The 25,771-nt window shown below is 36.6% G+C and carries 25 protein-coding genes; 17 read left to right on the top strand and 8 right to left on the bottom strand.

Going from position 1 to position 25,771, the window contains the following annotated elements:
• The first annotated feature begins 198 nt into the window (after nt 1-198).
• The 9 genes from AC106K_RS12305 to AC106K_RS12265 all read left to right on the top strand — a co-directional run bounded on the left by AC106K_RS12305 (nt 199) and on the right by AC106K_RS12265 (nt 12,397).
• On the top strand, nt 199-2,127 hold the full coding sequence (locus AC106K_RS12305) for an ABC-F family ATP-binding cassette domain-containing protein (protein ID WP_482445639.1): 1,929 nt from the start codon (nt 199-201) through the stop codon (nt 2,125-2,127).
• A 160-nt stretch (nt 2,128-2,287) separates the two neighbouring features.
• Nucleotides 2,288-2,644 (top strand): hypothetical protein, encoded by a 357-nt coding sequence (locus tag AC106K_RS12300; RefSeq protein ID WP_185287622.1) that lies wholly within the window; start codon nt 2,288-2,290, stop codon nt 2,642-2,644.
• Between the two features lie 291 nt (nt 2,645-2,935).
• Nucleotides 2,936-5,320, top strand: coding sequence for a TonB-dependent receptor (locus AC106K_RS12295; protein WP_482445636.1), 2,385 nt, complete (start codon nt 2,936-2,938; stop codon nt 5,318-5,320).
• 50 nt (nt 5,321-5,370) lie between these two features.
• Nucleotides 5,371-5,940 carry a hypothetical protein gene (locus AC106K_RS12290; protein ID WP_047097365.1) on the top strand — a complete coding sequence of 190 codons (570 nt, stop codon included), beginning with the start codon at nt 5,371-5,373 and terminating at the stop codon, nt 5,938-5,940.
• A 137-nt stretch (nt 5,941-6,077) separates the two neighbouring features.
• Entirely contained in the window at nt 6,078-7,412 is a 1,335-nt protein-coding gene (locus AC106K_RS12285) for a trigger factor (protein WP_482445634.1), read from the top strand.
• A gap of 212 nt (nt 7,413-7,624) precedes the next feature.
• Nucleotides 7,625-8,311, top strand: a complete 687-nt coding sequence (locus tag AC106K_RS12280) for a hypothetical protein (protein ID WP_482445632.1) — start codon at nt 7,625-7,627, stop codon at nt 8,309-8,311.
• A gap of 153 nt (nt 8,312-8,464) precedes the next feature.
• Complete coding sequence (locus tag AC106K_RS12275; RefSeq protein WP_482445630.1) at nt 8,465-11,323, top strand: M16 family metallopeptidase; 2,859 nt, start codon at nt 8,465-8,467, stop codon at nt 11,321-11,323.
• A gap of 148 nt (nt 11,324-11,471) precedes the next feature.
• Nucleotides 11,472-11,903 (top strand): type VI secretion system amidase effector protein Tae4, encoded by a 432-nt coding sequence (locus AC106K_RS12270; RefSeq protein WP_482445628.1) that lies wholly within the window; start codon nt 11,472-11,474, stop codon nt 11,901-11,903.
• Nucleotides 11,904-11,914: 11 nt separating this feature from the next.
• Nucleotides 11,915-12,397: a hypothetical protein gene (locus AC106K_RS12265; RefSeq protein ID WP_482445626.1), complete on the top strand. Its 483-nt coding sequence runs from the start codon at nt 11,915-11,917 to the stop codon at nt 12,395-12,397.
• A 57-nt stretch (nt 12,398-12,454) separates the two neighbouring features.
• Here AC106K_RS12265 and AC106K_RS12260 read toward each other — a convergent pair whose 3' ends face one another.
• Together AC106K_RS12260 and AC106K_RS12255 are read right to left on the bottom strand one after the other, a co-directional pair.
• Nucleotides 12,455-13,039, bottom strand: coding sequence for a DUF3109 family protein (locus tag AC106K_RS12260; RefSeq protein ID WP_047097369.1), 585 nt, complete (start codon nt 13,037-13,039; stop codon nt 12,455-12,457).
• 6 nt (nt 13,040-13,045) lie between these two features.
• Nucleotides 13,046-13,951: a DUF6427 family protein gene (locus AC106K_RS12255; protein ID WP_047097370.1), complete on the bottom strand. Its 906-nt coding sequence runs from the start codon at nt 13,949-13,951 to the stop codon at nt 13,046-13,048.
• Between the two features lie 42 nt (nt 13,952-13,993).
• On the opposite strand from AC106K_RS12255, the gene AC106K_RS12250 reads away from it, so the two are divergent.
• Complete coding sequence (locus tag AC106K_RS12250; RefSeq protein ID WP_185287616.1) at nt 13,994-14,227, top strand: DUF6341 family protein; 234 nt, start codon at nt 13,994-13,996, stop codon at nt 14,225-14,227.
• Nucleotides 14,228-14,309: 82 nt separating this feature from the next.
• On the opposite strand, the gene AC106K_RS12245 is transcribed toward AC106K_RS12250, so the two are convergent.
• From AC106K_RS12245 to AC106K_RS12220, 6 genes are all read right to left on the bottom strand, one after another.
• Complete coding sequence (locus AC106K_RS12245) at nt 14,310-14,747, bottom strand: universal stress protein (RefSeq protein WP_047097371.1); 438 nt, start codon at nt 14,745-14,747, stop codon at nt 14,310-14,312.
• A gap of 59 nt (nt 14,748-14,806) precedes the next feature.
• Nucleotides 14,807-15,412, bottom strand: a complete 606-nt coding sequence (locus AC106K_RS12240) for a fumarylacetoacetate hydrolase family protein (RefSeq protein ID WP_482445625.1) — start codon at nt 15,410-15,412, stop codon at nt 14,807-14,809.
• A gap of 11 nt (nt 15,413-15,423) precedes the next feature.
• Nucleotides 15,424-15,993: a hypothetical protein gene (locus AC106K_RS12235; protein WP_482445623.1), complete on the bottom strand. Its 570-nt coding sequence runs from the start codon at nt 15,991-15,993 to the stop codon at nt 15,424-15,426.
• An 8-nt stretch (nt 15,994-16,001) separates the two neighbouring features.
• Nucleotides 16,002-16,400 carry a putative signal transducing protein gene (locus tag AC106K_RS12230; RefSeq protein ID WP_482445621.1) on the bottom strand — a complete coding sequence of 133 codons (399 nt, stop codon included), beginning with the start codon at nt 16,398-16,400 and terminating at the stop codon, nt 16,002-16,004.
• A 4-nt stretch (nt 16,401-16,404) separates the two neighbouring features.
• Nucleotides 16,405-17,169 carry an exonuclease domain-containing protein gene (locus tag AC106K_RS12225; RefSeq protein WP_482445619.1) on the bottom strand — a complete coding sequence of 255 codons (765 nt, stop codon included), beginning with the start codon at nt 17,167-17,169 and terminating at the stop codon, nt 16,405-16,407.
• An 85-nt stretch (nt 17,170-17,254) separates the two neighbouring features.
• Nucleotides 17,255-17,968, bottom strand: a complete 714-nt coding sequence (locus AC106K_RS12220) for a CDP-alcohol phosphatidyltransferase family protein (protein WP_482445617.1) — start codon at nt 17,966-17,968, stop codon at nt 17,255-17,257.
• 89 nt (nt 17,969-18,057) lie between these two features.
• On the opposite strand from AC106K_RS12220, the gene AC106K_RS12215 reads away from it, so the two are divergent.
• The 7 genes from AC106K_RS12215 (at nt 18,058) to AC106K_RS12185 (ending at nt 25,769) form a co-directional block, all read left to right on the top strand.
• The gene (locus AC106K_RS12215; RefSeq protein WP_482445615.1) at nt 18,058-19,986 is read left to right on the top strand and encodes an LTA synthase family protein; all 1,929 of its coding nucleotides are present in this window, start codon (nt 18,058-18,060) and stop codon (nt 19,984-19,986) included.
• Between the two features lie 251 nt (nt 19,987-20,237).
• The gene (locus AC106K_RS12210; RefSeq protein WP_482445614.1) at nt 20,238-20,657 is read left to right on the top strand and encodes a DUF2147 domain-containing protein; all 420 of its coding nucleotides are present in this window, start codon (nt 20,238-20,240) and stop codon (nt 20,655-20,657) included.
• Nucleotides 20,658-20,758: 101 nt separating this feature from the next.
• Nucleotides 20,759-21,256, top strand: coding sequence for a sigma-70 family RNA polymerase sigma factor (locus AC106K_RS12205; RefSeq protein WP_047097378.1), 498 nt, complete (start codon nt 20,759-20,761; stop codon nt 21,254-21,256).
• 1 nt (nt 21,257) lies between these two features.
• Complete coding sequence (locus AC106K_RS12200) at nt 21,258-21,875, top strand: hypothetical protein (protein WP_482445612.1); 618 nt, start codon at nt 21,258-21,260, stop codon at nt 21,873-21,875.
• Nucleotides 21,876-22,138: 263 nt separating this feature from the next.
• Nucleotides 22,139-23,119 (top strand): pyruvate dehydrogenase complex E1 component subunit beta, encoded by a 981-nt coding sequence (locus AC106K_RS12195; protein WP_047097380.1) that lies wholly within the window; start codon nt 22,139-22,141, stop codon nt 23,117-23,119.
• A gap of 114 nt (nt 23,120-23,233) precedes the next feature.
• Complete coding sequence (locus tag AC106K_RS12190; protein ID WP_482445611.1) at nt 23,234-25,228, top strand: KUP/HAK/KT family potassium transporter; 1,995 nt, start codon at nt 23,234-23,236, stop codon at nt 25,226-25,228.
• A 67-nt stretch (nt 25,229-25,295) separates the two neighbouring features.
• The gene (locus AC106K_RS12185) at nt 25,296-25,769 is read left to right on the top strand and encodes a Fur family transcriptional regulator (protein WP_027374694.1); all 474 of its coding nucleotides are present in this window, start codon (nt 25,296-25,298) and stop codon (nt 25,767-25,769) included.
• The last annotated feature ends 2 nt before the right edge of the window (nt 25,770-25,771 follow it).

Genomic DNA, 25,771 nt, shown 5'->3' with positions numbered 1-25,771 from the left:
AGAATAGAGGATAAGATGCTAAAAATCTTTGCGTCAATTAAATTCCATAAACATAAACAATATGATCCCCCAGTTTTTGTGCTTGTTCCATTATATGCCATATAAAACATGTATTGGTCCCAAATTCTGCTTTTCATTTCTTTTTCCGTATTTTTGCAGCCGAAAATTCATACTCATTACTAACAATTAATTAAAAAAATGCTTTCGGTTCAAAGTTTAGGATTACATCATTCAGGAAATTATTTATTTCAAAACGTCAATTTCACCATTAAAAAGGATGATAAAGTAGGTCTGGTAGGTAAAAATGGAGCGGGAAAATCCACTTTATTGAAAATGCTTTCCGGAGAAATTAACTTCTATGAAGGAGAGGTCATTACAGAAGGAAGCGTTACCATCGGATTCCTGAAGCAGGATCTTGATTTTGTGAAAGGAAGAACGGTTTGGAATGAAACCATGCAGGCCTTTGAGCAGATCAATGCATGGAAAAATGAGCTTGAAGAGGTGAATCATCAGATGGCAACAAGAACCGACTACGAAAGCGATTCTTATACGGACCTGATCAACAAGATGACCGAACTGAATGACCTTTTGATGAACCATGATGCCTACAATCTTGAAGGTGACATGGAGAAAGTATTGTTCGGTTTAGGGTTTAAAGCAGATGATTTCCAGAAGATCACCGATGAATTTTCAGGAGGATGGAGAATGAGAATTGAGCTGGCAAAACTGCTGCTTCAAAAGAATGACATCATGCTTCTCGATGAGCCTACCAACCACCTTGATATGGAATCTATCATCTGGCTGGAGAATTTCCTTAAAGATTATCCGGGAGCTATTGTTCTGGTAAGTCACGATAAGCAGTTTATGACAGCGGTTTGTAACAGAACCTTTGACATCAACAATAAAAAAGTAGACGACTATAAAGCGAACTATACCAAATATCTTGTTATGCGTGAAGATCGCCGTGAGAAACTGATTCAGGCTAAAAAGAATCAGGATGCGGAGATCAAGCAGATGGAAGATAACATCAATAAGTTCCGTGCCAGTGCTACCAAAGCATCCTTTGCACAGTCATTGATCAAAAAACTGGATAAAATAGAACGTATTGAAGTGGATAACGAAGATGTTTCCAAGTTCAATATCCGTTTCGTACAGTCTATGGTTCCTGGAAAAGTGATTTTTGAGGCTGAGAATTTAGGAAAAGCTTATGGTCAGAAACAGATCTTTGACGATGTAGACTTCATCGTTCAGAGGGGAGACAGAATCGCACTTTTAGGACAGAACGGACAGGGGAAAACAACCCTGGCAAAAATTCTGGCAGGAGATATTAAAGATTATTCAGGAAATTGGAATCTTGGGCATAACGTGAACATCGGATATTTTGCACAGAATCAGGAAGAGGTTTTAACCCCTAATAAAACGGTTCTGGAAGAAGCTGAAGATGCGGCAACTGAAGAAACCAGACCAAGAGTAAGAGATTTATTAGGATCTTTCCTATTCCAGGGAGATGCCGTTTCCAAAAAAACAAAAGTACTTTCCGGAGGGGAGAGAAACCGTCTGGCTCTTTGTAAACTATTGCTTCGTCCTTTCAACACATTGATCATGGACGAACCTACCAACCACTTGGATATTCAGTCTAAGGAGATCATCAAACTGGCATTGCAGAATTTCGAGGGAACACTGATCGTCATTTCGCACGACAGAGAATTCCTTCAGGGACTTTGTGATAAGATCTATGAATTCCGTGACGGGAAAATGAAAGAATTCCTTGGGGACATCAATGAATATCTTGAGTACAGACAAAAAGAAACGATCAGAGAGATTTCTGCAGAAAAAGCCAAACTTCACAATGAAGAGGTAAAAGTAGAGCCTAAGAAAGAAGAAAAACCTGTTGTCAGCAACAGCCAGGCTTCTAATATCGTAAGCAAAGAGCAGAAAAATATTCAGAATAAAATCAAGAAGGTTGAAGAGAAAATTTCAGAACTTGAAACCAAGATAGAAGAAATGGAAGCCTCTTTTGCCAAAGAAAACCCTTCTGACGATACGTTGGAAAAATATAACAAAGCTAAAGAAGAGCTCGACAACGCTTTACAGGAGTGGGAGTATCTGGGTACTCAACTGGATTAATTTTCAGGACCTAACGCTTAGAATTTAAAGTTTAAGGTTGGTATTTTTATAAACAGACATTCGTTTATAAGAATACCAACCTTTTTATTTTTCCGTCTTTTCATTCATATTATACTAAAAATTAACATCCAGTATTAAAATATTTTCATAATTTTGGAGCATGATTTTTAAAGAAAGCAGAAACCTGAAGAGTTTTATCTCCAAGCTATTGTTTGGGGTATACTTCCTCGCCCTGCTTTCTCAGAGCTTTCACCATCACGATTCTGTAGACAGCTTCAAGGGGTTCAACCTTAAGAAAACAGAGAACACCGTGACGAAGGCCGCTGCTAAAGAGAAAGCCGGCGACTGTCTGGCATGCCACTTTTTGGCTACCGGACATACACTAGCTCCTGAAGAATTCAGTTTTACTTTTGAGCACTATACTCAGGAAGTAAAACAGATCATCGCCATCCAGGAGAAAATCTGGTCTCAGACCAAATTTACATTTCAGCTTCGGGGACCACCCGCACTTTCTTAATTCATAGACTCTCTAGGGTTTAAAGTTCTGTACTTTAAAGTTCAATGTTTAATGCTTATAATTTAAACTAAGGCTTAAGGTTGTCGTAAATTGATATTTCAAAAATATCCAATTACCAATATCTAATCTCCAGCCTATATCTTCTTACCATTAATACATTTTACTTTTTACATTGTAAATAATACATTGTACATGTTACATGATACATTCTACAATTGAAACCAACCCTATCCATAAATTTTAACGAAAAATGTACCCCTATCAACAGGGTACGCAATCAATCTATTTACAATGAAATTGATATATTGCCTGCTGCTGATCTTTTGTGGATCAGTATTGACGAGTGCACAGAAAACTTACACCGTACAAGGAACCGTTCAGGATTTTCACGATAAAACCATGCTGGAAAATGCTGTGGTGAAAATCGGAGGGTTTACAGCAAAAACAAATAAAAAAGGAATATTTTCTTTTGATAAGATCCCTGCAGGGAAGTATACACTCATTGCCAAACATCCTGATTGCAATGATTATACTGAAAATATAGGAGTTGATCAGGATTTGTATATAACGATAACCCTTGAACATCACGTAAAGGACATCGAAACGGTGACTATTCACGGAAATCACAAGAATAACGGATCACTTATTGTGAAAACACTGGGGAAATCTGAAATAGAGAAAAACTCTACAGACAACCTGGGAAATCTGCTATCAAAGATTTCGGGTGTGACCGCTCTGAAAACCGGGAACAATATTTCAAAACCGGTTATTCATGGGTTGTATGGAAGCCGTATCAACATTCTGAATAATGGAGTACGACTTGCTGAGCAGGAATGGGGAGTAGAACATGCTCCGAATGTTGATATTAACAATTTTCAGCATATTGATGTGATCAAAGGGGCATCCGCTCTGAAATATGGGAGCGATGCAATTGGTGGTGTCGTGGTAATGGAACCTGAAATTTTCCCTAAAAAAGATACGGTAAAAGGTTCTGTAAACCTTTCGGGAATTTCCAACGGAAGAGGATTGGGACTGGATGTAGATGTGGCCAAGACCTGGAAAAACGGATGGGCAGTGAAATCCGGAGGAAGCATTAAAAAATTAGGAGATCAGCACACACCTGATTACAACCTGATGAACACCGGAATGGATTTTTCTTCCTTCAATTTTACAGTACAGAATAACAGCTATGAGAAAGGAATTTCTTTTGATTATTATCTGACACGCCAGAATATTGGCATTTACAGAGGCTCACACGTAGGAAATAATGAAGATTTCTACAATGCAATGACGAGAAAAATTCCTGCCTATACCGGAGATTTTAGCTATAATATCGATAATCCGAGACAGGTTATTGATCATCATATCGCTAAAATTTCAGCATTCAAAAGATTTGAAAATATTGGGAAAATTTCAGCGACATACAGTTATCAGTACAATCACAGACAGGAATATGACATAAGAAGAGGTGATCTGAATGATATTCCGTCTTTAGATCTGGCATTGATGACCCATCAGTTTAATATTAATGATTTGCTTGAAAGAGGAAAATGGTCCCTGGAAACAGGTATAGATGCAGGTTTCCAGAACAATTATTCTGATCCTGCAACCAAAGCCAGACGTTTGATTCCTAATTATGATAAATATTCAGCGGGGGTATATTCTATTTTCAAATACAAAATTTCACATGATTTTAATGTAGAAGCCGGAGCCAGATACGATTTCAATCGCTACGATGTTACCAAATGGTATGATAGCAATGACTGGGAGAACCGCTACGCAGATTCCTACCCTGAATTTTATGTGAAAACCAATCAGAACAGAGTACTGACCCGTCCTAAGCTGAACTATCAGAATATTTCGTTCAATGCAGGACTGGAATACCGTCCGGATGCTAATTTTGACCTGAAGTTTAATTACGCAAAAGTAGGGCGAACGCCTAATATTGCAGAATTGTTTTCAGATGGGCTGCATCATTCTGCAGCAGTAATTGAAATTGGAGATATGAGCCTGAAAAATGAAGAGGGGCACCAGTTTAATTTAACAGCTGATGCTAAATTCAATGTTTTGAAAGGCCTTAATGTTTCCGTAAATCCGTATTTCTTTATTACCAAAAATTTCATCAACGAGATTCCGACTGGTATACAGAATACGATCAGAGGAGTATTTCCAGTGTGGGAATATCAGCAGATTGATGCCAAAATGTATGGGGTAGACCTGGATGTCAATTGGAAACTGACGGATAATCTGACCTATGTAGGAAAAGGAAGCTACGTTTATGGACAGGACGATACCCATAACGAACCATTGATATTAATGATGCCTCCTAATTTCTCCAATGCATTGCAGTTTAATAAAGAGAACTGGAGTAATTTTTATTTCACTCTTGAAAACCAGACTTTTTTAAAGCAGAACAGATTCCCGATTCATAATGCTACTATTTCTATTTATGAAAATGGGGATGAAGTGACAAAAACCGTTGACTTCAGTACGCCACCGGGTGGGTACTCGCTGTGGAATATCCGTACAGGAATCAACATCAGCAAAAACCTTTCTGCCGGTCTTATTGTAAATAACATCTTTAATGTTTCATACAGAGATTATCTCAACCGTATGAGGTTCTTTGCAGATGAGGCAGGAAGAAACTTTATTTTAAACTTTAGATACCGTTTCTAAAGTTGATACAAACAATTCAAACAAAATTTTACAATCTTAAATTTTTTAAAATGAAAAAACTATTCAATACTCAAAATATTATCAAATTATTAGCTGTTTTATTTCTTTCCATTACAGCCATTTCCTGTCAGAGAGATGGTTCTGCGCAGGAAGATGATATTCCGCAGGAAGAGCTTACGAACATTGTCTTATTGGTAACAGAAGACGGTACTACCAATACAATTCCTTATAATTATAGTATCGGTGCAGGCGGACAGCCTACAATCCCTTTAAAGGACGGTAAATCTTATACTGTGGTTGCCACTTTTAAAAATGGAAACGAAGACGCTACCGATGAAATTCTTAAGGCTAAAAATGAACACTTTTTAATATTTGACTTCCCACAATCGAATATTACATTAGAAAGATTAGATGGCGGTGATCTTAGAAATGATGGAAAAAGAGTAGGATTGAGAACAAAATGGACTGTTGTAAAAGCAGTCAACGGTACCGCTCCTATATTGAAACTGGATCTTATCCACGCTCCACAGAGTGTAAATGATGCAAAATCAGGTACTGCCTGGGGAAGTGTAGTAGGGGGCGAGACCGACGCAGAAGCTAAATTTAACCTAAGTAATTAGGAATAATTAATCTTGTTTGGGACCACCGGATTTTCCGGTGGTTTTTTATTTAACAATATTTGGCTGTATTAGTTGATTTTAAATGAGTGATTTTCATAAAAAATTCATATTTTTGCAACCTAAAATTTTAATCAATAATGAAGGTTACCGCACAAAACCATGATGATGTAAGTGCATTGCTTACAGTAACATTGGAAAAATCTGACTACAAAGAAAAAGTAGAGAAGCAGTTGATTAATTATGCTAAAAATGCGCAAGTTCCTGGATTCAGAAAAGGGAAAGTGCCTTTGAGTATGGTTAAAAAACAATATGAAGCAGGTATTGCATTTGAAGAAATCAACAGACAGGTTTCTGATGCTTTGAACAACTATGTGAACGAAAACAAATTAAGATTAGTTGGTCAGCCTATTCCTCAGCCAGTAAACGAGTTCGATTACAATGCTGATCAGTTGGAAGTTGCTTTCGAAGTAGGATACGAGCCTGCATTCACTATAGATTTAGCTAAATATGAAGCGCCTCACTATAAAGTAGAAGCTTCTGACAAAGAAATCGGAAAGAGCATTGAGAACATGCAGAAGCGTTTTGCTGAGCAGGTTCCTCAGGATAAAATCACTAAAGATTCTTACATTGCTTTAGAGGTTTCTCAGGTTGTAGAAGAAGATGCTGAAGGAGAGCACCACCACCATCCAAAGAACATTACCATTACAGCTGAAAACAAAGAAGCTTTCAAATTGGTAAAAGGTCTTAAAATGGACGGATCTGTAAAAGTAACGAAAGAAACTCTTGCAGGTGATGAAGAATTAGCTAAAGAATTAGGATTCGGGAAAGAAGAAGTAGAGCACCTACACCACAATGAAATTGAAGTAAAAGTAAAAGACTTCTATTCATTGAACCTTGCTGAGCTAAACCAGGACTTATTCGACAAAGTTTACGGAGAAGGAAACATTACCTCTGAGGATGAGTTGAAAGACAAAGTAAAAACTGAATTAGACGAGTATTTCCAGCAGAATGCTGACGTTCACTTCGTGAATAAAGTATTGGAGCAGGTTACTGAAAAAGAAGAAGTAGCACTTCCTGAAACTTTCTTGGTAAAATGGTTAATGTTCTCTAACCAGAACATCCAGTCTGAAGAGCAGGCTAAAGAAATCCTTGAAGCTGAGAAAAACCAGTTGAGATACCAGATCATCGAAGGTAAATTGATGACTGATAACGAAATCAACCTTGACTATGCTGATGTATTGGCACAAGCTGAGCAATTAGTGAAAAACCAATTGGCTATCTACGGAATCCACCACTTAGGTGATGAAGAAATCCAGAAATATGCTGTTGAAATGTTGAAAGACCAAGAACAGGTAAGACAAATTTCTTCTGAAGTTGCTATGGCTAAATTGAAAGATGTAATTCTTGAAAAAGCAAGCAAAAAAGAAACTAAAATTTCTCACGACGAATTTTTAGAAGAGCTTAAAAAATAATTATACAACGATATAAATATTTGAAAACCGTCAATTTTTTGACGGTTTTTTTTATTTCCTTATCCTGAAATGAACAGGGTTTCTAAAAAAGAGTTAATAAATAAAATATCCTTCTTCCGTAAACAAGGGAATATCACGCATCCCTCATTATTTATCATTCATCATATATAATTATATTCCTATATTTACCCCTTAAACTTTATATAATAAATATGAAAAAAATAATCATTCCTTTTTTCTGTGCAGTGCTGTTTTCAGTACCGGCAGTGGCTCAGAAAAAGGCAGCTGCTTCTGCTACAACGACAGCTGTGGCTACAAAACTTACTCCTAAAGATGTTATTGATAATTACTTCAAAGCATCGGGTGGAAAAGAGAAATTGGAAGCAATAAAATCCATTATCATAGAAAATACTGTAAGTGTACAGGGAATGGAAATTAAATCAGTCACAAAGAAATTAGGAAATAAATTCAAATCTGTACAATCGGTGATGGGGAAAGAAATGATCCAGTTCTTTGATGGGGAGAAAGGATATTTCGATCAGATGGGAACCAAAATGGATATTCCTGCAGATAAGATCAGTGAGATGAAGAAAGGAAAGCCAGTAGATGCTTTAGCTTTTGATGCGGCTAACTTTAAGGAAGTATCCGTAGAAAAACTGGATGGGAAAGATTATAATGTACTTACCTCAGATAAAGGGAAGTTCTATTTTGATCCTTCAACCGGTCTTTTGTATAAAACTGCGGCAAAAGAAGGTAACGCTACTATAAAAAGCTATATGACAGTAGATGGAGTACAGCTTCCTGCTGATATGGAAGTTGAGGCAGGCCCTCAGAAACTGGAGATCAAAACCACAAAAGTTGTGATCAACTCAGGGGTTACTGATGCAGATTTCAAGTAAGAAATACTTTTTTAATGATATTAAAACCGGGTTTTGCCCGGTTTTTTTAGTATATAGATAATTTTAACTCAAATTTAACTATAATATGTATTTTATGATTTCTTCAGTTTGTGAATAATTGATACTTTTAGCGGGTAAATAAAATCAAATAACATGAAAAAAGTATTGTCTTCATTTGCGGTCATCTTCCTGATGTCTTCAAATGCCTTTGGGCAGAATATTCCAGTGGATGCTTCTGTAAGAATCGGTACTTTGTCCAATGGGATGAAGTACTACATCAAAAAAAACACATTACCTGAGAAGAAAGTAGATTTCCGTCTGGCCATCAATGCCGGATCTATTCTTGAAGATGAAAATCAGAGAGGATTGGCTCACTTTATGGAGCACATGAATTTCAACGGAACCAAAAATTTTCCAGATAATAAATTAGTAGACTTTTTACAGTCTATCGGGGTGAAGTTTGGTCAGCACCTTAACGCTTACACTAGCTTTGACGAAACAGTTTATATGCTTCCTGTACCATTAGACAAGCCAGGCAACCTGGATGCGGGACTGAAAGTAATGGAAGACTGGGCTTTCAATGCTACACTTTCTGACGAACAGATCAATAAAGAAAGAGGAGTCGTATTGGAAGAATTAAGACTGGGATTGGGAGCTGATAAAAGAATGATGGATAAATACCTTCCGAAACTATTATACAAATCTCAATATGCAGAAAGACTTCCGATTGGTAAAAAAGAAGTTCTTGAAAACTTTAAACCGGATGTCATCAGAAAATTCCATCAGGATTGGTACAGACCGGATCTTATGGCAATTGTGGTAGTAGGAGATATTAATGTAGATGAAGTTGAAAAGAAAATTAAAGACAACTTCAGCAAATATAAAAACCCGGCAAAACCGAGAGAAAGAAAGACTTTTGACCTTCCGAACCATAAAGAAACACTGGTAGCCATCGAAACAGATCCTGATGCTACGAGTTCCAGAGTACAGTTCATCATGAAAGATGCTGAAGCTTACACTCCGGATGTGACGGTTGAGCAGTATAACCAAAGTATGGTAGAAAATCTTTCAACGACCATGTTGAATAACAGGTTGAGAGAACTGATCAACTCTACGAATCCTCCTTTTACTTTCGGATCTGTATATCATGGTGGGACCTATGCAAGAAGCAAAGAAGCTTTCCAGGGATTTGCTATGGTGAAAGAAGGAAATCAGCTGAATGCACTGAAGGTGTTATTGGAAGAAGTAGAAAGAGCAAAAAGATTTGGATTTACCCAGTCAGAATTAGACAGAGCAAAAGCACAGGTACTTTCCAATGTTGAAATGTCTTACAACAACAGAGATAAAACGGAAAGTGACATGCTGGTGGACGAATACGTAAGAAACTTCCTGGAGAAAGAACCGATTCCGGGAATTACCTGGGAATATGAAGATGCCAAATCTTTCTTACCAACCGTTACCCTTGCACAGACCAATGAGATCATCAAGAAAATGGTGAAAGATGACAGCAGAGTAATCGTTATCACAGGGCCTAAAAAAGATAATGTAACCATGCCTACAGAAGCTATGGTACTGAATACATTTGATGCTGTGAAAATGGCTGACCTTAAGCCTTACGAAGAAAAAGCGACCATCAAAAACTTAGTAAAACCTTTCAAATCTGAAGGGAAGATTGCTAAAACAGAAACAGATGCCAAATTAGGGACAACAACCTGGACTTTAAGCAATGGTGCGAAAGTTACCTTTAAGAAAACAGATTTCAAAGACGATGAAATCGTATTTACGGCGAGAAGTTTAGGTGGAAACTCTATTATTCCTGATGCTGATTTTAATAAAACGCAGTTTGCTTTCGGAGCATTAACGGAAGCTGGAGTAGGTGGGTTCTCCAAATCAGATCTTACAAACTATCTTGCAGGCAAGCAGGTGAATGTAAATCCATTGGTAAGCGCATATTTTGAAGGTGTTTCAGGAAGAACCACTCAAAAAGATCTGGGAACAGCTATGGAACTTATGTATGCCTACTTTACAAGTCTGAACTATAATCCTGCCTCTTTCAATGCCTTTAAAGAAAAGCAGTCTGCCATGCTGAATAATCTGTTGTCTAATCCACAGACTTATTTCTCTAATGAGCATGCAAAATTCATGAACCAGAAGAATCCTAGATTCATTGGTCTGTTCCCTATGGAGAAAGATTGGGCGAATACGGATTATAAAAAAGCATATGACATCTACAAAGAGAAATTTGCCAACGCAGGAAACTTCCACTTCTATTTTGTAGGAAATATTGACGAGGCTAAATTGAAAGACCAGGTGCTGCAGTATATTGCAAGTCTTCCTTCAACAGGAAAAACATCTACGTTCAAAGATACAGGTTACAGACAGATGACCGGAGATTATACCAAAGTCTATAAAAAAGGAAAAGATCCTAAGAGTATGGTAACCATTTCCTATGCCGGAGAAACTCCTTATAACGAAAAAGAAGCATTGGCTTTAGCTGCTCTTGGAGAAGTGGCAACCATCAAGGTGATCGAAAAACTGAGAGAAGATGAAAGCGGAATCTACGGTGGTGGAGCAAGAGGAGGAATGAATAGAATCCCTTACAGTGCCTACAACTTCAGCATCAGCTTCCCTTGTGGTCCTGAGAATGCTGACAAACTTACAAAAAGTGCCATTGCTGAGCTTCAGAAACTGATCGATAAAGGACCTGAGCAGAAAGATCTTGATAAGTACAAAGAAGCAGAATACAACGACAACAAAACTGAGCTTAAAGATAATATGTTCTGGATGAGCGGTATTGCTAGAAATCAGTTGGATGGAAGTGATAAATATGATATTCTGAACTATCAGGATAAAGTAAAAGCACTTACTGTGAAAGATCTTCAGGATGTTGCTAAAAAATACCTTACCAAAGGAAGAATTGTAGCAACACTGATGCCGGAAGATGGTTGGGAAAATGCTAAAAAAGGAGATGCTAAAGCAGAAGTAACAGGGGCTACTGTTGTAAGACAATAACAATAATCGCTTTACAATTAATAATAAAAAAACCGCAGACCAGTCTGCGGTTTTTTGTTTTCTTTAAAGTCGGAAGTTTTAATAAAAATAAACTTCCCGTAATGGTGATTAAAAAATATTTATTAATTTAAAGAAAAATTATTTCGATATGGTTAGATTTGATATTTTATGGAAGAATCATCCTGGTACTTTTCAGCCATGTAATGTTTCGTTATTTCCAAATCAATGTGCGATAAGAATGAGTGAAGCATTGAGTAAATCAGGAGTAGACTTAATGTCTTTTGCAGGAGCAAGATGTTGGGAAAAACATGTGGATAAATTTCGGCATATTCTAAGAGCTCAGGAGTTGGCAGATTGGATCGATAGACATCCTGAAATTTTTGGTAATACATTAAAACTCTCAAGAAAAAAATATCCTGATATAAACAGTAAAAGCTTTAAGCATAAAGGATTAATTTTCATTAAAGATGGATGGGGAGCGACTGATCACATTGACCTTTGGAATGGGATGTCTTTAAGGGCAGGTTCTGCTGATTATTTATCTTTGGGAAAAGAAATATGGTTTTGGGCTTTAATTTAAATTATCTTGATATGAGAATAATAGCATGTTTTATTATCGGTGTTTTCTTTTTGCAATCATGTAAGAAAAATGAAAAAGAAAATTCGACGGAAGATCATAAAATCGTAAAAACCGATACCGCTAATATCAATGGAGCATTTCTTGAACTAATTAATAATAATGGGATCGGAGAATTAAAAATAACATCTGATAAATATAAATTTTCAGGTAAAATAAAAATTAAACCTCCCTGTTATTTTTTAAGAAACAATGGCAAAGTAACTTCATATCCTTATCCAAAATTCAATATTGAAAAAGCAATTGTAATAGTGGGAGGAACAAAGAAAGACAGTTTGAATCAAGTGTCAGGAACGGAAATTCAAGGTCTTTTATTTAAAAAAGATAGCATCATAATTACTGATGGTACTTTGAAGAATTATAGTCCTATTAATAAAGATATCGGAATCGACGAAAAAGACTACTGGGGATTTGCTTCAGGAACTTATAAAGATTAAAAAAGGTTGTCTTAAAAATAAGACAACCTTTTGTTATTTACATTCAAATCCTATGGGTTAAGAACCATATTCTTTTTTCCATTCATCAGCGGCTCCGCTTAGAATAGTGTAGAATTCTTCCCCGTATTTTCTGATCAATGGAGTTTTCAGGAATTTATAAACAGGTACCTGAAGTTCTTTTCCAAGAGTACAGGCATCGCTGCATACATTCCACTCATGATAGTTCAAAGCAGTGAATGCAGAATATTCTGTCACACGAATAGGATAGAGGTGGCAGGAAATAGGTTTCTGCCAGTCTACAGCACCATCCTCGTACGCTTTTTCAATACCACATTTGGTAATTCCTTTTTCGTCGAATGTTACATAGGCACATTCACGGTTCTCCACCATTGGAGTAACATACATTCCGTCGTGTGGATCAGTAGTCCATGTCCCTTGTTCTTCAAGAGCTTTAATACCTTCCTGAGTAAGATAAGGTTTTATTTTGTCAAAAATACCGTCCAATATTTCAAGCTCGTTTTTATCCAACGGAGCTCCTACATCTCCTTCCACACAACATGCACCTTTACACTTGGTAAGGTTGCAAACAAATTCTTCGGAAAAGATTTCCTCAGAAATCAATTTATCGTCTATCTGAATCATAATTTTTTAAAATAAATCAAAAACTGTACCTGCCTTAAAGGTCAGTAAACTAATAATAATCAACCACAAACTGGCTTCCTGCATCCAGTATTTGGGTAAAAATCTCAACATTCTGCTCAGAATAATGCTTGAAGGAAATGCCAGAAGCAGCAGATATTCATAGCTCATATTCATATACAGAATGATCGTAATAAGCTGAGCAAGAGAAAAAACCAGCAGGAAAGTATACTTATATCTGCTTATCGGGCTTTTCTTGTTATAATTTTGAAAATGGTCATATACTGCATAGATAAGCATCAGGACCACCGGAATCAAAGGAAGCAGTTCCATATAATCCTTTACCGGCTTCATTTTCCCGAACGGGAAATAATCGATATTCCATGAAGTGAACTGAACGAAATACATGACGGAAAAATAACTGAACGTGATCAGAATCATTCCCAGCAGGAATCTGAAAAGGTTCAACCCTATTTTGGCAGAGGTCGCAATAACGTGAATGATCACAAAAACAGCCATTGGCCATGTGGTGGGAAGGAATATGAAATTCAATGCTACGATTGCCCCTACCAGGACATAGGATTTTTTTCTTATATCCTCATCTGCGCTCGTCAGGAGAAGAATCAGAAAAGAGTTGGTAAGCAGTGAAACAGCGATTCCTATATCTAAATTTCCCGGATACAATCCGAAAATAAAAAATGTATATAAAAATAAAGGAAGGTGCGTCTGATAATTGAGGGCAATACTGTGAAAACAAAAATATCCGAGAGCAATTCCCAGAAAAGTAATTCCGGCAACGATAGCTTCGTATGTATTGAAATTCAGTATGTTAAATATTACGACTACTAAAAGAAGACAACCAATATAAACAGGAATTGAAAAAATATTGCTTTCTTTTGAAAGTAATTTAAACATTTTTTATAAATTTGTACAAAGTTAATTTAAAAAAGGAAAATAATGACGTCTTTCTTTCTATTCTTAAGCAAAGTTTTCAAATGGACTTTCGGTTTCTTTGATGCTTTCGGTAATGTTTTGAACTGGATTTTATTTACAGTTTGCTGTGTACTGTTCATTTACTGGTGTTATGTATTAGTCGTTACACTAGGTGGTGACAAAGATAAAGACTATTATTCTCCAACGGAAGGTAAGCATCCTTACTATGATCCGAATATCTACAAAAAAGAAGGTTAATTAATTGGTTATATAGTAAAAAACCGATCAAATAATTTATTTGATCGGTTTTTTTATTACTAACGATTAAAATTTTCTTTGTTTAGTCGTGGATGGGAAGAACCAGCACAGGAATTTTTGAACTTTTTGTAATTCCTTTGGTAAGGCTTCCTACAAATACATCATAAATTCCACTTCTGCCATGTGATCCCATTACGATATAATCTGCATTTTTTGCTTTCGCATGTTCCAGGATAATATCTTTGGCGATACCTTGTTTCAAAAGATGTTCACAATCAATATCGTGAGCGATAATTCTTTGTTCGATCTTATTCAGCTGAACGAGTTCTTCTCTTATTTCATTAGCTTCCACTTCCGGAAAATACTGAAATCCCATATCACCGATCGCAAAGCCAATGTCTGAAGGGGCTACATGGATCAGGTAAATTCTACCGTTAAGCTGTTTTGCAAATTTTATGGCACCGTCCACCAATTGGTCCGTCTTGTCCCCAAAATCTACGGGTAATACAATATTGATCATAACCTTTCATTTTGTTACCTAAAGATATGAAAAATTTGCCAGACTTTTATGTTAAATACTTATAATATTCGGATGTCAAGGATTTTTTCCGACTCCAGATAAGCTTCAAGAATATCATTTTCTTCTACTTTTCCAACCCCTTTTGGAGTACCCGTAAAGATAAGATCACCTACCCTTAAACTAAAGTATTGAGACACAAAAGCGATAATATCATCAAAATGGAAAAGCATGTCCTTTGTATTTCCGTCCTGAACCTTTTCTTTATTCTGTAAAAGAGAAAAAGACAGGTTTTCAAGGTTGTAATTTTCTTTTTTAAAGAAGTTTCCCACCACTGCAGAACCGTCAAAACCTTTAGCCAGCTCCCATGGAAGACCTTTTGACTTCAGTTCGCTCTGAAGATCTCTAGCCGTAAAATCGATCCCAAGACTTAGCTCCTCATAATGTTTATGGGCTGTTTCCTTCTGAATGTATTTTCCTCCTTTAGAAATTTTCAAAACCACTTCCAGTTCATAGTGAATATCATTAGAAAATTCCGGAAGATAAAAATCATTTCCTTTTAATACCGCTGTATCAGGTTTGATAAAAATAACAGGTTTCTCAGGAATTTCGTTTCCCAGTTCTTTAGCGTGCTCGCTGTAGTTTCTTCCTATACAAATGATCTTCATAACTATATTAATTAATTGACTATACCTCTAAAATATCCTTTTCCTTCTTCTATCTGTTTTTGAGGACCATATCCTCTTTGAATGGTAAGCTCAGCATATCCGAATAGACTGTCTCCCTTTTTATAAGAATCCTTATTCAGAATAAGTTTACTGTCCAAAACTTTATAATATTCGCCCGTATCCAGAAAATCAAAAGGCTTTATATTATCTGTGTAAGAATAGGGTGAAACTTTATATCTGTTTTGGATAACATCTATTTGGTAGCCACCGCCACTGAAGCCGTCTCCAACGAAAAATGTAACCTTCAGTAATGGGTCCTTATGAATAGAACAGCCGAAATATTCAGGACTGAAGCTGTCATACTTTACCCTGAAGTTATTGGTTTTAATCTCTTTACTTTCCGCTTGCAAAAGACTTGCCTGTTTCTGTTGGTTAAAACTTTTAAAAATAGTTTTATGGCTTAAGCTGTTATCAACTTCTACACTATTCCATACCAATAAGAACTTGCCTGCCAGAAAGAGAAGGAAGCCCAAAATAACGATGAGTAAAACCTTTCCTGCCTTTTTTAAATTTCTGACCATATTAAATCTTAATGGGTGAATTCATTCCCACAATAATAGCAAACAAACTTATGGCTGGTCAGAAATGAAATTCCAAAAAAGCTGGTTGCTCTGTCATCCCTGTAGATGTGATTGGAACCACATTTCGGGCATACAAAATCAAACTCTGGGTCTTCAATGGTATGTTCTACTTCCAGAGAGTATTGTTCATTGTCTTTATAATCCTGTAAGATCTGTCTGGCTTTTTCCAGATCTTCTTCAAAAACCTGAAGCTGAATACCTCCCACAGCTTGTGAAAGCAGCCAGTCTGACTGGATAAGCTGCTCGTTCGCAATGAAACTGTTGATGCCGTTTTCAGCCAATATCTGTTTGTCCCTGTTGGCTTCAAGGGCAGTTTCATAAAATTTAAAACGGATCAGATCAGACATCTTATTAAAATCTGCTTGATAATTGAATTTTCGTAAATACTTTCTTCGTATACAGAGGGAAATCAGCATTCTGAAGCCATCCGAAATACCCAAGATCTTTCTGGAATACCGCTTTTACCCCCTGGCCTTTGTATTTTCCAAAGTTGAAAACCTCTTCCTGCTTATCATTATACCCGATGAACCCGGCAAGATCAGCATTTTTGTTATGGAATGTAAATTCACTTAACGGTGCTACCTCATTCGGAATGTCATCATATTTTCCAACCTGAGCATCCAGTACTTCAAAAGTTGCCATCACATCCGCTTCTGCAGAGTGTGCATTTTCCAACGTTTTTCCACAATAAAACTGATAAGCAGCCCCCAGATTTCTAGGTTCCTTTTTATGGAAAATAGTCTGTGCGTCTACCAGTTTAAATTTGCTAAGATCAAAATCCATTCCTACTCTTAATAATTCTTCCGCTAAAAGAGGAACATCAAATCGGTTAGAATTAAAACCTCCCAGATCAGTACCGGAAATCATTTCCATTACTTTAGATGCAATTTCTCTGAAAGTAGGAGCATCTTTTACATCTTCATCATAAATTCCGTGAATTTCACTGCTCTCCTTTGGAATGGGCATTTCAGGATTTACCTTCCATGTTTTGCTTTCTCTGGAGGCATCAGGATTTACCTTTAAAATGCAGATCTCAACGATTCTGTCTTTTCCGATGTTCGTTCCTGTAGTTTCAAGGTCAAAAATACAAAGTGGTTTATGGAGTTTTAAATTCATGTTGATTAATAATAATTTGAAAATGTGTTAATTTGAAAATGAGATCATACCCTTGTCGCTGCATCTCATATAAGTTGTCTAATCTCTATTTTAGCTGCCCCTGAAAAATAAGGGATACTAATATATAATAGATGACCAGCATCGGAATTCCTACAACCTGAAATAGAGCGAGAATAGCAATACCACCAACGAGTAGGACTACTTTAGGATAATTATCTTTTAATTGTTTGGATTTAAATTTCATCGCCATCATCTTAATCGGGCTTATCAGAAGCCATGAAGTAAGGATGGTAAGAAGAACCAGCAGCAATTCGTTATCAAATAAAAAGCTGAATGTTCCGGTTTCCTTAAAAGCATAATATAATCCGAATAATAAAACGGTATTGGTAGGCGTATTCAATCCTTTGAAATAATAGCGCTGCTCTTCATCAAGGTTGAAGATCGCAAGTCTTAAGCAGGAAAATATGGTTACCAGCAATCCGAAATATTTGATTTCGAAGGGAAGCTGAAGTCCTAATAATTCTGTTCCGAACGGCTCCAGAGCTTTATACATTGTAAGCCCGGGAATCAATCCGAAGCTGACCATATCAGCAAGAGAATCAAGCTGAAGCCCAAGATTTGAGTTTGATTTTACGGCTCTGGCGACAAAACCGTCAAAAAAATCGAAAATTGAAGAGAGAATAAGACAGATTGCTGTCGTCTGATAATCTCCTAAAATAAGATGTATGGCACCTACACAGCCCGCAAATAAATTAGCGAGGGTCAGGGCGTTGGCCAGATTATTCTTTATAAAATCCATAACCACAAAATTACAGTTTTTAAAAATTCTAACTCGAAATAATCTGAACTAAAAAATGGATTAAAGTGATTTTGATGTAAATTTGTCGCATGAAATTTTTAAAAGGATTTAGAAAACAGGAAGTTCTGGCATTGCTGTACAGAATTTTTTTAGCATATGTTTTTTATCAGATGGCGAGGCTTTTATTCTGGTTTTTTAATAAAGACCTGATCAAAGTAGACTCAGTTTCAGAGTATTTCAAGCTTGCCTATCATGGTACAGCTTTCGATACGACAGCTATTCTGTATGTGAATTCACTATTTATATTACTAAGCCTTTTGCCTTTGGTAATCAATACCAAAAAAGGATACCAGAAAGTTCTTTTCTGGGTGTATTTCATCACCAACGGATTGACTTATGCCATGAATTTTGGAGATTTTATCTACTATAAATTCTCACAAGCCAGGCTTACATCAGCCGTATTTCAGGTAGCTGAGCATGAAGACAATGTTTCCAAAACACTGATGATCTCAATAGGCCAGCATCCATTCGTACTGGTTTGGTATGTGGTGTTGATGATCGTGTGGGTTTTCCTTTATAAAAAAGTGAAAGTAAAAGAAGAAAAACCTGCCAGCCTGCTGCCATACTTTCTTTATTCAGTACTTACCTTATGCATTACGACCGTATTGGTCGTTGGAGGAATCCGCGGAGACTTTAAACACAGTACGAGACCTATAAACATGGTGGATGCTACGCGTTTTGTGACCAATCCGTTGCAGGGGAATATGGTTCTGAACAGTACCTTCTCCTTTTTCCGTACGCTGAATACCAATAACTTTAAGGAAGTTCATTTTGTAGATGAAAAGTACATTACAGACAATGTACAGCCTTATAAAGTATATGACCGCAAAGTGGAAAACCGCCCGAATATCGTTATTTTCATTGTGGAATCTTTCGGACGGGAATATTCCGGGGCTTTCAATAAAGATAAAAACATTAAAGATTACGTTTCCTACACTCCGTTTATGGATAGTCTGGCCACTCAAAGCCTTATCTTTCCCAATACTTTTGCCAACGGAAGACAGTCTATTCATGGAATGAGCAGTGTTTTGGCCGGAATTCCGAGTCTTACCGATGCGTTTACCGGATCTCCGTATTCCAATCAGAAAATACAGTCTATTGTTTCCGTTTGCAATGACCTGGGATACGATACCTCTTTTTATCATGGTGCTCCGAATGGATCGATGGGATTTCTTGGATTTGGGAATATTTTAGGGTTCAAACATTATTTTGGTAAAACAGAATACAATCATGATGAAGACTTTGACGGAATGTGGGCGATCTGGGACGAGCCCTTCCTTCAGTATTTCGCTAAAAATGTAGGGAAGAAACAACCATTTATGACGACTGTGTTTACAGCTTCATCCCATCACCCTTTTAAAATTCCTGCAAAGTATAACGGAAAATTTAAAAAAGGAAAAATAGAAATGCATGAGCCGATACAGTATACGGATTATGCGATCAGACAATATTTTGAAACGGCGAAAAAACAGCCTTGGTTCAATAATACAATCTTTGTTTTCACCGGAGATCATACCAATCAGGTCTATTATCCGGAATATGAGAGAGCCATGAACCGCTATGCCGTTCCATTGGTGTTTTATTCTCCAAATCCAGCTTATCAGCTGAAAGGAGTAAACCAGGAAATAGCACAACAGGCAGATATTTACCCTACGCTGGCAGATCTTATCGGCTACAATAAACCTATCAGAAGCTGGGGCCGAAGTCTCGTAAGTGATAAGAAATATCCTTTTATCGTAGTCAACTCAGACGGAAGTACAGAACAGTTCATGATCGGAAACTATATCTACCGCTTCGACGGAAAAGAAATCATTGGCGTGTATGGTAAAGAAGATCTGGGCATGGAAAAAAATCTGGTGGGAGAACTTAAAACCCCGGAAGTAGAACAAGGAAAGAAAACCGCGAAAGCCTGGTATCAGGATTATATGGATAGGGTGATTAATAGGAAGTTGTATTAGGGGGCAAAAAAGCAAAAAAGCAAAATCGTAAATAGGTGAAAAGGTGAAATAGTAAAAATGTAAAATCGTAAAAGAATACATAGGCTTATCTGCAAATTGACAAATTAGCTTTTTCGCCTTTTTGCGATTTCGCTCTTCTTTCCCCTGCTTTATGCTTTGTATAACAAAAGTTTTTGTTCGTTGAAAATTAATTTATATTTTTATCAATACTATAGATAAGAATATTGTATAAAATTAAAACTATAAGAAATATGAAAAAATTAATGTTAACATTCGCACTTTCGCTGTTCAGCGTACTTTCGTTTGCACAGATTGAAGGGAAGTGGAAAACAATAGATGATGAAACAAAACAGGCAAAATCTATTGTAGAAATATTCAAAAAATCAGATGGGAAATATTACGGAAAGGTTTCTCAGTTGCTGATCAAACCTGCTGAGCCCAACTGTACAGCTTGTAAGGATGACAGAAAAGGAAAACCGATTTTAGGATTGGAGATTATCAGAGGATTGTCTAAAGAGAAGGATGAATTCACCGGAGGAACCATTACGGATCCTAAAACAGGGAAAACATACAAATGTACCATTACAAGAAGCGGTGATAAGCTGAATGTAAGAGGGTATCTGGGATTATCTTTATTAGGAAGAACCCAGGTTTGGGAAAAAGCTAATTAATAAAAGTTTAAATAGAATTTTAAGACGGCATTTCAGCAATGAAATGTCGTTTTTTTTTGAAAAATACTGTAACGAAAATAAAATCTCTCCACTTATACAATATGAGCACGGAACAGGAGAAAACATTTGTTGAATTTTTTAAGCCGAATCAAAGGCTGATTCACAAAATATGCAAAATATACACGGACAATGCAGAAGATCATAAGGATCTTTTTCAGGAAATCACCATTCAGTTGTGGAGATCCTTTCCGGGATTTAAAGGAGAATCTAAATTTTCTACATGGATGTACCGTGTGGCATTGAATACCGCCATTACTTTATTCAGAAAACCTCAGAAAAAACAAATGCAGGCTGCTGAAATTGATCTTTCCTCTATTACCTTAGAATATGAAGCTTATGAAGATGATGAGTATAAGCTTAAAAAGATGTATCAGGCAATTTATGAGCTGTCTGATGTGGAAAAGGCTCTGATCATGATGTATCTGGAAGATAAACCTTATAAAGAAATAGGAGAGATCCTTGGAATTACAGAGGGAAATGCAAGAGTGAAAATGAACAGAGCGAAAAATAATTTAAAAACCAGAATCAATACAAAATAATATGGACGAACTAGAATTACTGAAGAAAGACTGGAATAAAGAATCTGATGATTTTAAAGAATATTCTGAAAATGAAATCTATAGTATGATAAAACATAAGTCTGTTTCCATTACCAGAACATTATTACTGATAGGCTTCATTGAAGTTGTATTGTGGACTTTATATGGGTATGTGGACGAGCAGTTTCCTTATGTAAGAGTAGCGATGTTTGCAGCTTTTACAGGATTGATCATTTTTTTGTTCCGCAGAATGAAAACCGGGCAGGATAGCATTTCATTAATGAAAAGTATTTTGACCTTGAGGAGACTTATTTTAGGGTATGCATTTGTATCGCTGGCGTTGGTTATTATTGACGGTGCCATTCATTTTGATCATAACACGAGAGATTTTATGGCAGGGTCCAGAGATGGCTGGAACAGTACTCATGATACAGAAGCTTTACCTACCAATCCTGATACAATGATGCCTGGCACAGCAAATTATATTGTTTTTGGAATTTTTGTACTGATCGGTCTTTACATTCTGTATGTAATCTACAAAAGAACCTACGGGAAAGTTTTACAGGATCTTAGGAAGAACTATAAAGAGCTGAGCCTTCAGGAAGAAAAAGGAAAGTAAGAAATGAGACAGAGAACCGGGAGAAGAAAGTGATGAGAAGAATGAAGAACCATTTTTTGTTTTTTTTAAATGGTGATAGGTATTGATTATACGGCTAAAAATAACATCCAGCCTCCTTCTTCCAGCTTCCAGCCCCTTTTTCCGCAAAAAAAATCTTTTTAATTATTCTTAATATTAAGGCATTCCATTCAAATGAAACGCCTTTTTTATTATGTGTGTAATAAAAAAACACTATTTTTGTAGTCTAAATTTTTCAAGAAAATATGGCAGAATATACTTTTCGTGAGGTAATTGCACAGGCAATGAGCGAGGAAATGCGTAAAGACGAATCCATCTACCTGATGGGGGAGGAAGTTGCAGAATATAATGGTGCATATAAAGCTTCAAAAGGAATGCTGGATGAATTTGGTCCAAAAAGAGTAATCGATACCCCGATTGCAGAACTTGGATTTACAGGAATCTCTGTAGGAGCTGCAATGAATGGTAACAGACCCATTGTAGAATTTATGACCTTCAATTTCTCATTGGTAGGAATTGATCAGATCATCAACAATGCGGCGAAGATCCGTCAGATGAGTGGTGGACAATGGAACTGCCCAATCGTTTTCCGTGGACCTACTGCTTCTGCAGGTCAGTTAGGAGCTACTCACTCCCAGGCTTTTGAAGGTTGGTTTGCCAACTGTCCTGGACTTAAAGTAGTAGTACCTTCCAACCCATACGATGCAAAAGGATTGTTGAAAACTGCAATTCAGGATAATGACCCGGTTATTTTCATGGAATCTGAGCAGATGTATGGAGATAAAATGGAAATTCCTGAAGAAGAATACTACTTACCAATAGGAAAAGCAGATATTAAGAGAGAAGGTACAGATGTTACTTTAGTTTCTTTCGGTAAGATCATGAAGCTGGCTTTACAGGCTGCTGAAGATATGGCAAAAGAAGGAATCTCTGTAGAAGTAATCGATCTTAGAACAGTTCGTCCTTTAGATTTCGATACCATTTTAGCTTCTGTAAAGAAAACAAACAGATTGGTTATTTTAGAAGAAGCTTGGCCATTTGGTTCAATCTCTTCAGAAATTACTTATATGGTACAGCAAAAAGCATTCGATTATTTAGATGCTCCAATCAAGAGAATTACTACTCCTGATGCACCTGCACCTTACTCTGCAGCATTATTTGCAGAATGGTTCCCTAAACTTGAAAAAGTAAAAGAGGAAATCAAAAAAGCGATGTACGTAAAATAGTTATAGAAAAAAACTTCCGAAAGGAAGTTTTTTCATTTATTATATTCATGAAGAAAAATTCTTGACGTCATAAAATTAGTATAAATTTGCGCCTTTAAAATAAATTAAGCTGATATGGCAGAAGTTACAGAAGATGGCTACCACTTCGACATAAAGAAACTTTCCTTCATAGGAGTTTTAGTGTCTCTAGGAATTGTTTTTGGAGATATTGGTACCTCTCCGCTTTACGTAATGAAAGCAATTGTGAATGCAAGATCCCAAGGGAGCAATATGCCTTTCAATGAATACATCGAAGGAGCTCTTTCCTGTATTATTTGGACCCTTACTCTTCAGACGACAATCAAATATGTGATCATTGCTTTAAGAGCAGATAACAAAGGAGAAGGAGGTATTCTTGCTTTATTTTCATTGGTGAGAAACCTTAAGAAAGGATGGTTGTATCTCATTGCGATTGTTGGTGCTGCGGCCCTTATTGCAGACGGGGTGATTACACCATCACTTACCGTAATGTCGGCCATTGAAGGTCTTGAAATCTATAACCCACATACCCCCGTTGTTCCTATTACCATCGGTATTCTGATTGCCATTTTTGTGGTACAGCAATTCGGAACCAGCTTTATCGGGAAGTTTTTTGGTCCTGTGATGGTGGTTTGGTTCCTGGTATTAGGAGGTCTGGGAGTAATGCATTTAAGCGAAAACTTTGAGATTTTAAGATCTTTCAACCCTTATTATGCTTACAAACTTATTGTCAACTCTCCGAGTGCAATTGTTATTTTAGGAGCAGTTTTCCTTTGTACTACAGGGGCAGAAGCGCTTTATTCCGACTTAGGACACTGTGGTGCCAAAAACATCAGAGTAAGCTGGGCATTCGTTAAAATAATGCTTATCCTAAACTATCTTGGGCAGGGAGCATGGCTTTTGACCAATTACAATAAACCTGGATTTTCTGTAGTAAACCCTTTCTTCGGAATTATGGAAGAGTGGATGATCATTCCGGGAGTAATTTTAGCTACGGCAGCCGCCATTATTGCCAGCCAGGCTTTGATTACAGGTTCATTTACCATCTTCTCAGAAGCAATGTCGCTCAACTTATGGCCTAATCAGAAAATTGATTATCCTTCCGGGGTGAAAGGGCAGATGTATATCCCAAGAATTAACTGGGGACTTTTGATCCTTTGTATTATTGTAGTTCTGCACTTCAAAGAATCAGGAAAAATGGAAGCCGCTTATGGACTTTCCATTACCGTAACGATGTTGATGACGACAGTTCTGTTGGTTTTCTGGTTACTAAAACACAGAGTGAGCAAAGTGCTTATCCTTCTTTTTGCCTTAGTATATATGGCGATAGAATTAGGTTTCTTCAGTGCAAACATTATTAAATTCATGGAAGGTGGATGGATTACAGTAGTATTGGCTGGTTCTATCGGTGTTTCTATGTATGCATGGTATAACGGAAGACTGATCAAAACAAGATTTATCCAGTTTGTAAAAATTGAGAAATACATCTCTATCCTTAAAGATATGAAGCTGGATGAGACCATTCCAAAATATGCAACCAACCTTGCTTATCTGAGCAGAGCTAAAAGAAATGATGAAGTAGAATCAAAAATCATCTATTCCATCATCAAAAAACAACCGAAGAGAGCTGATCATTACTTTATTTTAAGTATTGTCAATCAGGAAGATCCATATACATTCAAATATACAGTAGACGAGATTCTTCCGGGGACGGTTTATAAGATCAATTTCCTTTTAGGATTTAAAGTAGACCGAAGAATTAATGATTATTTCAATATGGTATTGAAAGATTTAATGTCAGATGGTACGATTCCTTCAAGAAGCAGCCATCCGTCTTTAAGAGCTCATGACATACCGCCGGATCTGAAGTATGTGATCATAGATAACACCTATATCAACGATATACTTTTAACTGTTAAACAGAAGATTACCCTTAATATTTACAACTTTGTGAAGTATATCGGAAGTGATGACTTTAAGGCTTGGGGAGTATCTTCTCACAATGTTGAAGTAGAATCTGCACCGATCACAGAGCTTACCGTTTATGACAATAAGATCGAGCAGTCAGGATACTTCCGTCACAACTCGTAACCTGTTGGGTATGCAACCATACTATCTATTTAAATAAAATTCAATAAATTTGTAGATAATTTTTTTAATGGATACAGTACAAAAAGAAAAAAATATAGCTTTGATCAAGGATGTTTTAAGGAATTACTTACTAGAAAAAGGGTTCAGAAACACTCCTGAAAGATATACGATATTAGAAGAAATTTATAATATGGATCATCACTTCAATGTTGATGATCTGTATCTTCTGATGATGCAGAAGAAATACCATGTTTCCAAAGCAACGATTTACAATACTATTGAAATTTTCCTAGATGCAGGATTGATCCGTAAGCATCAGTTCGGAGAAAAAACATTGACCTCTTCTTCTTATGAGAAGTCTTATTTTGACAAACAGCATGACCATCTGGTGATCTACAAAAAAGACTCTGATAAAGAAATTGAAGAAATTATTGAATTCTGCGACCCAAGAATTCAAGGAATCAAAGAAGCCATCGAAGAAGCATTTGGCGTAAAAATTGATTCTCATTCGCTGTATTTCTATGGCACTAAGAATGACTAATT

The sequence above is a fragment of the Chryseobacterium sp. FR048 genome (assembly GCF_056844665.1).
The sequence above is the reverse complement of the archived record's forward strand: the minus strand, read 5'-3'. Positions and strand labels throughout refer to the sequence as shown.